At 29.9% G+C, this 12202-nt stretch carries 10 protein-coding genes; all 10 read right to left on the minus strand.

From position 1 onward, the window contains the following. Positions 1 to 13: 13 nt before the first annotated feature. On the minus strand, positions 14 to 1165 hold the full coding sequence (locus IU405_RS07470) for a glycosyltransferase family 4 protein (RefSeq protein WP_197437981.1): 1152 nt from the start codon (positions 1163 to 1165) through the stop codon (positions 14 to 16). Between the two features lie 11 nt (positions 1166 to 1176). Next, the gene (locus tag IU405_RS07475; RefSeq protein ID WP_197437982.1) at positions 1177 to 2250 is read right to left on the minus strand and encodes an acyltransferase family protein; all 1074 of its coding nucleotides are present in this window, start codon (positions 2248 to 2250) and stop codon (positions 1177 to 1179) included. Between the two features lie 30 nt (positions 2251 to 2280). After that, complete coding sequence (locus IU405_RS07480; RefSeq protein WP_197437983.1) at positions 2281 to 3480, minus strand: glycosyltransferase; 1200 nt, start codon at positions 3478 to 3480, stop codon at positions 2281 to 2283. A 58-nt stretch (positions 3481 to 3538) separates the two neighbouring features. Then, positions 3539 to 4480 carry a phosphoribosyltransferase family protein gene (locus IU405_RS07485; protein ID WP_197437984.1) on the minus strand — a complete coding sequence of 314 codons (942 nt, stop codon included), beginning with the start codon at positions 4478 to 4480 and terminating at the stop codon, positions 3539 to 3541. Between the two features lie 67 nt (positions 4481 to 4547). Beyond that, entirely contained in the window at positions 4548 to 6026 is a 1479-nt protein-coding gene (locus IU405_RS07490) for an O-antigen ligase family protein (RefSeq protein ID WP_197437985.1), read from the minus strand. Continuing rightward, positions 6023 to 7390 carry a lipopolysaccharide biosynthesis protein gene (locus tag IU405_RS07495; protein WP_197437986.1) on the minus strand — a complete coding sequence of 456 codons (1368 nt, stop codon included), beginning with the start codon at positions 7388 to 7390 and terminating at the stop codon, positions 6023 to 6025. The genes IU405_RS07490 and IU405_RS07495 overlap by 4 nt, the downstream gene beginning before the upstream one ends. A 12-nt stretch (positions 7391 to 7402) precedes the next feature. Then, on the minus strand, positions 7403 to 9784 hold the full coding sequence (locus IU405_RS07500) for an exopolysaccharide transport family protein (protein ID WP_197437987.1): 2382 nt from the start codon (positions 9782 to 9784) through the stop codon (positions 7403 to 7405). Between the two features lie 4 nt (positions 9785 to 9788). Beyond that, positions 9789 to 10532 (minus strand): TolC family protein, encoded by a 744-nt coding sequence (locus IU405_RS07505; protein ID WP_197437988.1) that lies wholly within the window; start codon positions 10530 to 10532, stop codon positions 9789 to 9791. Between the two features lie 25 nt (positions 10533 to 10557). Continuing rightward, the gene (locus tag IU405_RS15810) at positions 10558 to 11763 is read right to left on the minus strand and encodes a sugar transferase (protein WP_197437989.1); all 1206 of its coding nucleotides are present in this window, start codon (positions 11761 to 11763) and stop codon (positions 10558 to 10560) included. Between the two features lie 40 nt (positions 11764 to 11803). After that, positions 11804 to 12190, minus strand: a complete 387-nt coding sequence (locus tag IU405_RS07515) for a response regulator (protein ID WP_197437990.1) — start codon at positions 12188 to 12190, stop codon at positions 11804 to 11806. Positions 12191 to 12202 lie beyond the last annotated feature (12 nt).

Genomic DNA, 12202 nt, shown 5'->3' on the forward strand with positions numbered 1-12202 from the left:
ATTTTTATTTTGTTTAGATATTTCCATGAATTAATTCATATTGCTTCAAATAGTCTTTTGCCATGTTTTTCCATGAAAATTGTTTGCTTCTTTCTAAACCTTTTTCACAAAGAGACTTCCTATAATCATCATCATTTAAAATTTTAATAATACCAGCTGTAATTTCTTCGGATTGAAAAGGGTCAATTATATGAGCTGCATCTGCTGCAACTTCTGGCATTGATGAGGTGTTTGATGTGATTACTGGAACATTACAAGACATGGCTTCTAGCATTGGAATACCAAAACTTTCTCGCAAAGATGGATATAGAAAAACAGCGCATTGTGAATAGATTGCTGGTAAATCTGTGTTCACAACATATCCTGTTAAAACTATTTGATTGATGAGATTCACATCATTAATTTCTATCAAAAGTTTATTAAGCTCAATTTTATCATAATCAAGCATTACCAATTTATAATCAGAATTTGATTGTTTTAAAAAATCGGAAAAGGCTTTTAAAGTTCCTTTGGTATTCTTTTTTGGGTCAGTGTTTCCTAAAAAAAAGAAAAATTTATCCGGTAAATGATATGTGTTTTTAACCCTTAAAAGTTCCTCTTTGTTTGAAACTGGTTTAAAATGTTCACTAACGCCATTATAAATTGCATCTAGTTTTTTATCTCCTTTAATACCAAAAAATTCTCCAATTCTATTTTTCTCAAAATGAGATACTGTGATTACTTTTTTGCTTTTTTTTACAACACGAGGTACAACAAGTTTTCGATAAATATTGCCAAATTTTTGATAAGCACTAGCGCTACTTTTAAGGATTTTCAGGTAACTACTTTCCATATAAATGATATCATGAAGAATTGTAATCAGTGGAATATCAGTAAAAAAAGGAGCTGTATTACTCGTGCAATGCAAAATATCGCAATGGTATTTTTTTGCGGCTTTTGGCAATGCTATTTGTTCCCAAGTTGGATAAGGACCGCCTTTCAATTCAATAATTTTAAAGTTTGCAGTTTCTTTTAAAATTGCATTGTCTTCATCAGGTTTTACAAAAATATAATAGTCATTTACTTTGTCTATAATCTGAAGATTTTTGATAAGCTCCAAAGCAACCATGTCCATGCCATGTTTCTTTTTTCGAAAAATCCTTTGCGCTTCAATACCTATTCTCATAATGCAGTGTTTTAAACATTGATTAATAAATAACTCTTTAGTTTTTTTCTAATTTGACCATATATAACCACCTCAATTATATATGAAAACAAAAACATAAAAAGAATATAAAGTGTATTTTTTAGGATTACATTATTGATGAAATCCAGATAAGTTGCCTCAATAACTAAATAATGATGCGAAATATAAATGCCATAAGAAAAAGGAGCTAAATACTTAAAAACTCCAAATATTTCATGAAATCCAAACCAATTCAAACGATTCCAAATAATGCCTGCAAACAGTGCAATAAATGCGAAAACAAAATGCCGCAATTCAATAAATGGATAGGCTACTAAAGGATATTCATATATTTTTGTATATCCAAAGTTGATGTATAAATTGATGCTTAAAAGAGCGATTATCACAATTAAAACATAACTGTAATTTTTCATTGATGTAAACGTGTAATTTTCTCCATTTAAATAAATTTCTGCGAATCGAACTCCAATCCACCAAATAGCAAAATACATCAAAACTCGATTGATGAAAAATGGATAAAATACATAAGATATTGCAGCTATAATTGTAAGAATAGAAACCCAAATATGAAGTTTAGAAGGTGCAATTTTTTTAGATAAAAATAAAAAAATCATATAAAACCACCATTCGTATGACAATGACCAAAGCACACCATTTGCCATATAAACAGGAGAAATTACATTTGGTTTCAATGAAATCACATCTTGAAGCATCAAAAGATTTCCTAAAAGAGTTTTCCATTCAGGATCTGCCAAACTGCCTTCTGCATAACATTTTAAAATATATGCTACCAAGAAAATACAAATCAAGGGAATATAAATTCTTAAAAATCGGCGTAAAAAGTATTTTTTAAAAGATTTATCTGGTGATTTTTCCCAAGAATATTTAATCACAAAACCACTTAAAATAAAAAACATAATTACAGCCTCTGAACCAAAACGAAATAGAAATCCCACATTGATTCCGAAAAGAAATATTTTTTGTGGTAGCAAATGAAAAAGCACTACATAAAATGCAGCGAATCCACGAATGGCTTCTAATTTTTCAATTTTTTTATTTTTCATTTGTTTGATAAAAGTCTAATTATGAATCATTTAGTTTTTTATGTCTTTTGAATTTGAAGTATGTTGAGTATGAATAAATGTTTTATTTGCTCCTTTTATTTTTAGCAATGACAATAACATTGTAAACATTCCTTTAGGCAAACTAGCCAAAGCGCCCAGAGTTTTTGAATTGTAAAATGAAATTGGAACAGAAAAAACAAATGATAAAATACAAGTTACCACCAGAGCAATCCAGAGTTTTGTATAAATAATTTGGTTTTTTAAAAAGTAATTGATGGTTAAAAATCCAACACTAAAAAAGATCACAGCGCCTAATAATAAAATCCTTGGTGGTTGAATGAATTGAATCGCTTTGTCAAAATAATCTACATTTCCTTTTAAAATCAAGTCTTTTGATGCATTCAAAATGTCTTTTCTAAAATAATGAAATTGAGCAGACAACCAACGTCTGCGTTGATTGCCAAATACTTCCGCTTTTTGAATTTTTTCATCATATACAATAGCATCATTTAGATATACGATTTTACGTCCTTCTTTGAGCATTTTCAATTCAATTTCTTTATCAAAACCGCCAATTGCAGTAACTGTAGCCATTAAAGATTTAAAATATTGATATCTAAAAGCCATTCCAGATCCAATAATTGCTGATGATAAACCTAAAACCCTGTGCCCTTTTCTGAAAATATTATTGTTTATTTCTTCGCTAATAGCATCAAGAATAGCCCAAGAATTATTGGTGTTTTTTGCTGTACGATGTCCTTGAACAGCAATAAAATCATACTCAAAAGCAGCATTTATTTTTTTCAGAAAATCAGGAGCCATTACATTATCTGCATCCAAAACAACAGCAATGTCATATAAATTTTTTAGAGTTTCCATTGCTTTATTTAAAGCTTTGGATTTTGTGCTTTTTTCAAAACTTACTTCAATTAATTTGATAGGTAATGTTTTTAAAACTGCTAAGGTTTCTTCTTTGAAAGAATCAGCAATAATCACCACATCAAAAAGATTTTTTGGATATTCTTGTTCTAGCGCTAATTTGGCAACTTCAATAATAACAGCATCTTCTTTATAACCTGGAATAAGGACAGCTATGCTTTTCATGTTTCCATTATCATTGTAGGTTTTTTGCTTATAAAAAAGACTCGCAATTGAAAATATAAAAATATAAAGTGTTGCTAAACCCAATAGAATCAGCAAAATAAGTTGAATGATATTAAATAGGAACATAATAAAAAATTATAATTGAAAAACTAGTTGAATGATTTTTAGAGATTTTCTAATAGTATCATTTGAGTAGTTTTCTTAATTTATTTCTAACTTTTAATCCAAATTCTCTTAAAAATGGCAAATGTTTTCCGCTTTTTAAATTGTATAAAAATGATTCTGACTCAAAAATCATTTCAAAATTTGCGGTACATAAAACTGGTTTTTTTGAGATTCTGTTAATTTCTATAGCTTGATTTAATTCGCTTTCAATAAAAAGCACATAAGGTTTTGCCATATACGCTTTTGCTTTATGATCTCCATGATTATTAGCTTTTTGACGCGCTTCCATATTTGGCAAATCTAACATCACCAAATCATTGTATTTTATGTTGTTTGCAGCCAACCAAGTTTCTGTTTCTTTTCGGTATTTTTCTAGTCTTGAAGTGACAATTGTGCCAATTTTACTTCCAGGAATAAACAATGGTGGTGCATTTAGGATAAAGTCTATATATTTTTCCCCATCATCATTTTGCTCAGGTAAAGGATCTGCACATAAAACGCCATCAATATCAAAACAAGCTTTTTCTAAAGTGGTATGATTCAGAATATTCCATTGAAAATAACGTGGTAAAGGAACAATTTCAAAGAAATAATCAACCATTTTTTCTTTACCAGCAATGATATAAACAGCACAATATTTGATATCAAATTTCTCTTCTAGATGTTTTAGCTTTTCTCTCACTTCCACCATTGCAGAACCAGAAGCGATACTATCATCAACTACCAATACTTTTTTATATGCTCCCGATTCAAAAAACTGACTTCTTGCGCCTGCTTTATAAATATGTCCGTTTAAAAAAGAGTCAATATCAGTATAAGGTTTATTGAGATAAAGTGATAATAAATTTGCAGGCAACATGCCACTTCTTGGAACGCCTACTATTAAATCAAAATCACGTGGAATTATACTTAGTTTTTGAAGTATAATATTATTTAAGTCCTTGATATTTCTGTAATTCATAATTTTAGAGTTAAGAGGTTGTTGATTTTTTTTCTATTGTAAGGACTTTTAGAGTCTCTTTTTTTGTTTATACTTGGATTAATTTTGTTTCTAATTCTTTTGGATTTTGTTCAAAAATTTCTGGATTTGACATGATTGCCATTGAAGCATAGATTAACAATGCAGTTGGCATTCCACCCAATATTGCGTTTCCATAAGAAGCCAACATTATCCCAGCCATTCCAGCAATAAGTGCACTCATTTTAATTTTGGTTATTGGGTCTCTAATTTTAAACATTACTTTATAACTTGCAGTTCCAATCACAAAAAATAGAATAAATAAATGAAATGTTAACCCAACAATCCCCAATTCTGCCCAAATTAAAACATACCAACTATCAGTAGCAACATTTGAAAGAAAAGCATGAGGCAGAAAACGCTGAGCTTTGTCTCCTGCATGACCTATGCCACCACCAAAAGGTCTAGAAGCCAAATATCCTTTTAAAATTTTTTGATTATCAAGCCTTACTTTTAGTGAAGGTTCATTTGGATCAAAAGCACTTCTCATTCTTCTTATTTGGTCATTTCCATTTGCGATTGTTGTATACTTAAAAAAAACAAAAATGAGTGCAATAAACAGTACCCCAAAACTGAGAACTCTGATATTTTTTCGAAGTACAAAAAATGTCATTAAACCAGCTAATGGAACCGCAATTGAACCTCTTGTTCCAGAAATCATCATTCCATAAAAACCAAGAATTCCAACAGTTAGAAAGAAAATTTTTGAAAATCCTTTTTTAGCCATTGAATAAATTATAAAAACCACTCCAGCATATGCTTGATTTCCACCAAATTGACCTGCATCACTAAAAAATGAAAAAACTCTAAGTTTACCAAATAACACATGAGTTTCTGCACCTCCATTGTCTAACCAAGCTTGTTCTGCATAATCAACTCCAAAAAGCATTTGAATTGTTCCTTTTAGTGTGGCAAGTAGTGAAAATACTCCCCAAACATATAAAAAGGTGTCCAATTTTTTATTGGTATCAATGAGCATAAATGTCAGAATTATAAAGAAAAAGAAATAGAAACCAATTCCTCTTCCTGCAATCCATGGTTCAATCATTCTGGCTTCAGGATTTACAAGTTGAAATATGCAATACAACATCCAAATACCTGCTAAAATAGTAATGGTTTTATTTGCTGGAGACCAATCAACCCTTTCTCTAAATCTTGAAAAGATGATGGCTAAAAAAGTAAATACCATGATTCCATCAATTGCGAAACCCAAAGGCAATCCTTGAATATATCTTCCAATTCCTAGAATGACAAAATTTAATCCAATAGCTGTGTAAAAACCAATTATAGGATTTTTAAATAAAAAATAGAAATAGAAGCCACCAAAAAAAAGCGCAAATAATAGTCCTATTCCAACAACTTTTAGTTTTGCAAGAAGTAATGCAATACACAATACTCCACCAAACAACAATAATATTCCTTTCGGGCTTACTAAATTAGCAGAGCCTGATACTTTATCGAAAGGATTTATTTGGTCGTTTGAAATCAAAATTTGGTTGAATAGCGGTTATTAGTTATTTTGTGAAATATGTTTTTGTAGAAGGTGATTCCACTTGAAAAAATTTCTTTGTAGGATAAAGACAATTCTTTATCTAAAAAATACATTCCCATCCAAATTCCAATTATTGTAAAAAGAATGGATGCAACAGCAACAAGAATCAGAGATTTGAAAATAAATATAGCAATAAAATCTCCAATCACATTTGCGGCAACCATTACAAATACTTTTATGGCATTTATATTTGGTTTGTTTATGCTATCTAATCCAATTCCAGTCATCCTATCTATGGGTAATAAAAGTCCGTAAATAGAAAAAACACGAACGATATCAACAACATTAAAACCAGTTACAGGATCTACTTTTAAATACTGCTCTCCTGATAATAGAAAAACTAAAAATTCAGCAAAAACAAATGTGAACAAACTCATAAATACAAATAAATATGTGAGTGCACCTGAATAGCTATAAAATAATTCTCGAACTTCAGTAATTTTTCCTTGAACACTGGCTTTAGACATTTTTGGAAAAGCAGTTGCAACAAAACTTCGCAAAGGAATTTGTTGTAATTCAGTCAATTTTAATGGGATGCTGTAAAGAGCAACAGCTGCATTTCCCATAGGACTTAGACTGATAATTAAAGTGTCAGCACTTCTCAATAAATTGGTGCCAATCAGAGTAAAGGTGGTATATTTTCCGAAATCTAATAAGGTTTTATTGGTTTCTGAGGTTGCTTTAGCAATTAATTTTGTGCCATCCCAACCTAAAATAATTGTAAGTAATGATGTAAATCCGTTGATAATAAGCAAAGCAATTACTAGTTGATTTAAATCCATTTTGAAAAAAAAGAAATTGACCAAAATCACTAAAAAGAAAAGTCCACTATTGATGGATTTTACAATTAAAATTTTATCATATCTCCTATCTGCTTGCAATACAACTAATGCATTATTCCAAGGGAGATTTAGAAAAGCTAATAAAGGATACCATTTAAAGAATAGATGATACCCAGAATTGCTTATGGAGTCATTAAAAACAGTATTAAAAAACACTAATAGAACTGCAATTAAAATGGTTGCACCCAAACCAATCAAAGCATTTGACCCTATTAGTTTTGCTCTTGACATTTCATCTGCACCAGATAAAAATCGGATTAATCCTGTGTTTGTGATTCCAAAACGAAACATTTCTACAAAAGAACCTCCTGTTATGAACAAAACCCATTCACCAAATACCTCTAATGATAAACTTCTAGTAAGCAATGCAAAACCACTGATGCCTAAAAATGCAATAACTAGGTTTCCTGTTAATGACAAGAAATTATCCTCTTTTGCTATTTTTTTTAGCATTTTCATCAGCGTGAATATTTAAATTTGATTTTTTGATAAAAACTGAAATTTGAATATTGATTTTAATTTTCTTCTAATTTTTGTTCGCTTTTTTGGCAAGTCTCCTAAAACAGATTCAATTTCATTTATGTGAACGCCGTTTACGATTATATTTATTTTGGATGCACAAGTTTCTACTAAATTCTTAGTTGCAGTGATATCAGCATCTGCCCAAATTCTATTTGAACGACAAACAAGGAGGTTTAAATCAGCATTTTTAATTAACTCTGGTGGATATTTATAATAGATTATTGCAGGCAATTCAATGATTACAAAATCGGGCGTATTGTTAATTTCAATATTATTTGATTTTAGAAGATCACTATAATTTTTTGCATCAAAAAAAGCACTGTTCATTTCATAAAAACCATGTTCATAATCAGCAAGATATGTAGAAACATCTGCTAAAAAAGGATTGTCAAAATCGATTCTAGGATCTTGGTATCCTAAAAATTTGTTTAGGATAGGAGATTTTCGATATTTTTTAATGTGATTTTGTTTTTCTTGATGGTTCAAAACAAACACTTTTTTACCTTCTTTTTTTAGTGTTTTAGCAATATTTCCAGATACAACTGTTTTGCCCTCCATTCTTTGGGTACTAAAAACAACAATTGTTTTGGGTTTGTGAGTTAAGTTTTGGGCCGTAAAATATTGAAATATATTTTGTGTAATGGTTTCTATCAATCTATTTTGAATAAATGGCAAATTGATATTTCCTGGTTTGAGCAATATTTTTGGAATCATTCCTAAAGAAGTAAGACCAATATTTTTTGTTGCAATGGTTGTGTTTCTTAAAGTATCATCAAAATACTCCATTATAAATACAATCGCTAATGTTAAAATTCCTCCTAAAAATGCTGCTGCAATTATTAAGATGGCTCTTTTGGTTGGATTGGGAGTTAAAGGGAAAAAAGGAGAATCAATGGTTTTTAAATTTGAAGACATTTCACTGTCTTGTAATTTAAGCTTGGCTAAATTTAATCCGTGAAGAATTTCTAAATAACCTTGTTCTGCAACAGAAATTTCACGTTCAAGTCTTTTCATATTTGCACCTGCAGGAGCATATTCTGCATACACTTCTTGAAAATCATTATTTTGATTATTTATAACTTTTATTTCAGCTTTTAATTTTTCCGATTCAACTACGTTGTTTATCCAATCAGGAAGTACTTTTGAAATTGGTAAACCATCAATAGAATTTTGATATGAATACAATTCATCAACCCCTTTTTTGATGTCATTAATCAACACTTCAGCTTGAACTTTTAGTTTGTCTAGTTTTAAGATATCTTGCTGTTTGTTGCTAGATTCAATTTCAGATTGTGTGAGCGCAATTTTAAAATTTAGATCTCCTAAATCTTTCTTCTTTTTTAAAATAATATTACTCTTTTCTTGAATAATTTCTTGAATTTTTAATTTTTCTTCTAACTTTTTGGTGCCAGCTTCAACCCCCGCTAACTGTGCTGTAATTTTTTTATAATTAACATCCATATCTTCTTTTACTACGGCAACAGCTTTACTTTGTTCGTAGTAATTGATGATATTTGAGCTTTTATTGAATTCAAGAAGTTTTTCCTCTGCGTCTTTTAAAAATCCTCTTGCTTTTTCAAGTTCATTTTCAAAATATTTTACTACAGCATCTGATCTATTTTCTTTGATACTTTTATAATTTATAATACAAACTTGATTGTAAATAGAAAGTGTTTGCTGGCAAATTCCTGGGTCATTAACAGTATAACTTAACTTCATTAAATCACTACTATTAATTCTTTGCGCTTTTATTTCAGAAATTGCTTTTAATGAATAATGCTTATCTTCACCATAATTCAGCAGTTCATAAACAAAATTATCACTGCCACTTTTCATTAAAGCTTTTAAATTTGAAACAGTTTTTTCATAATTTTTTCGATTTATTTCTCTTGGGAATGGCTCGTAATGATATTTGTTAATTTCAATAGAATCGATGTCAGTAACATTTCCTTTGGCAACATAGTTATAGAGGTCTTTTGGGATTTTTTTTTGAAATTCAATAAAATGTTCTTGAGAAATATATTTTGGATTTGCTTCTGGTAACATTAAATGTTGTGCCAATAATCTGATGCCAACTTCTTCTTGAGTTTCTCTTGAATTGATAATGTTTATTAAATTATCAAAAGCGGTATTTGTTGCTTGATAATTGAAAGCTTTGTCCATTTCAATTGAGGAACCACTAGCAAGACCTGTGTATAATAACGTTTCCGAAGAATATTTAAATGATGGATTTGTGGTTAGTAAAATTACCAAACAGCCCAATAAAATAGGAACAACTATCAATAACACTAAGTGTTTTAAAATTAATCTTACAAAATCAATTATAGTCATGTTCTTATTTTTTTAATTCAAATACAAATCCAGCCATATCTTCTAACAATTGTTTAGCGGTTATGAACTCGGATTTTGCGGTTTCATAATCTGCTTCTAAATTTGCACTCATTCCTGTGATTCTTACATATTCTGATATCGGTACGATTCCATTTCTAAATTCTTTTTCTACCATTTCCATATTTACTCTTCCATCACCTAAACTTCTTGAGCGTATTTGAAGTAATTTTTGCTTTAAAATTAAATCCTGATAAAGTCTAATTACAGTTTGTCTTATTTCTTCTTTTGTGAATTCTGCCATGTTTTTTGCTTCTTCAACCTCTAAAGTTGCTAGCTTAATTTGATTTTTTCTATTTAAAACATCAAAAACAGGAAATTTCAAATATACTCCCACACTATAGTTAAATTGTCGAGCAATAGTCAAGGCAGCAGTATTCGTTGCGCCATCATCGTTCATAGCAAAATTGCTTAAATTTCCATATCTAGAATCTGCTTGAATACCCAAATTTCTAGTCCAATAAATACGTTCTGATGCTAATGTAGATTCAGTAACTCCTATATGGTTTTTTCTAAAGGCAAGCATTGCGCTTTTTTTTAAGGCAGAGTCAATAACAACTTCTAGAGGTGGAAATTTAAATTCTGTTCCTTTTAATGAAATATCATCTGATTCTTTATTTTGAGCAATTACCGTGTTAAAAGAAACAACAAAAAGACAAAAAGCGCAAAGTAAATTAAAAGATTTGTTCATTTTTTTTTGAAATAATTTTTTAAAATTATACAGTATCAGATTGAAATAATGCAGGAATTGTTCTTAAAATCAATTTTATGTCATACCAAAAAGAATAATTATCACCTACAAACTGGTCTGCATATTCATTATCTAAACGCATTCTTTCTTCTTCCGACATTTTTCCGCCTTTTCCTCTCAGTTCCACTTGCCATAAACCTGTAATTCCTGGAGGTGCTAAAAAACGTTTTGACAAGTCATCTCCTGTCAACATTTCTGCTTCATAAACTGGCAATGGTCTATTGCCAACAATAGACATGTCACCTTTCAATACATTGATTAGTTGAGGAAGTTCATCAATACTTGTATTTCTTATAAACTTACCAACTTTTGTAATTCTTGGATCATCAACAATTTTCACAAAAGTTGAATTGCTTTTTGCGGCTTCACGTTTTTGAATATTGAACCAATAATCACAAATTTGATGTGTATCAATATACATAATTGGAGAACATGTTTCGCCTTCTGGCAAAGCACTACATTTTGGACAAGGAATTTCTAATAGATTATCTTCTGATTTTACTTCTTCTTTTTTGTATTGATTTTTTTCAGCAGCCAATTTTTTTAATAATTCGTCTGATCCAGTTCGCATGGATCTAAGTTTGTAAAAATCGAATGTTTTTCGTCCAACTCGTTTTGAGATGTAGTAAACTTTTCCTTTTGATTCAAGTCTAATGGCAATAATTATCAATAATAAGAATGGAGAAGCTATTAACAATACTGTTGATGCAACTACGATATCAAAAATGCGTTTTGAAAGTGGCATTTTATAATCTTCGTCTTTGACCTTCACTTTTAGAGGAGGAGATTTGCTGACAGGTTTTTTATGTGCACAAAGATAATTTACCCTTTCCAAAATATCTTTAGGGTTTGATACAGAAGTAACATAAAAATCATCTATTTGTTTATTGAATGCTAATTTATAAAGATCAACACTAAATTCTTTTGACAACAATATAAACGAAATTGCATCGAAATCACTTTGAGCTCTAATCCAATCATACAAGAAAATCCCGGTATTTCCAGGTAAATTATAGTCGCAAATAATGGCGTCTATTTTTTGTTGAGATTGCAGATATTTAGTTGCTTTAATACTGTTTTCTTGATTTGTGATTTCCCAGTTTTCATTAATTTCTGAGGTAAAATAGCCAACATTATTGCCAATATATAAAATGTTACGTTTTGAGCTCATGGGGTGGTCCTTATTTTAGTTGCAATTTTGCGTTTTGTGGTTACCATTCTATTGCATAATGAATTGGATACAGATTTTTCTTAACCAATTCTTCAAGTTCTTCAGGATTAAATGGTTTTGTAAGATAATCTTGAGCACCTAGCCTATAACATTTGATACGTTCTTTGCTCTCTGATTTTCCAGAAAGCATTATAAAAGGAGTATGTTTGGTAAAACCTCTTTGACGAACTTTTACTAAAAAATCATAACCATCCATATTGGACATTTGAATATCACTAATTACTAAATCAGGAATATTGCCATCAAGCCATTCAAGTGCTTCAGAGGCTTCATGTAATGTAACTACATCATAATCTTGAGAAAGAAAATTCTGCAATAACAAACAAATACTTATTTCGTCATCAACGACTAATATTTTTTTCTTCATAATTATATCATC

It is taken from the genome of Polaribacter sp. BAL334, from assembly GCF_015767435.1.
In the GTDB taxonomy this organism is placed as follows: Bacteria; Bacteroidota; Bacteroidia; order Flavobacteriales; family Flavobacteriaceae; genus Polaribacter.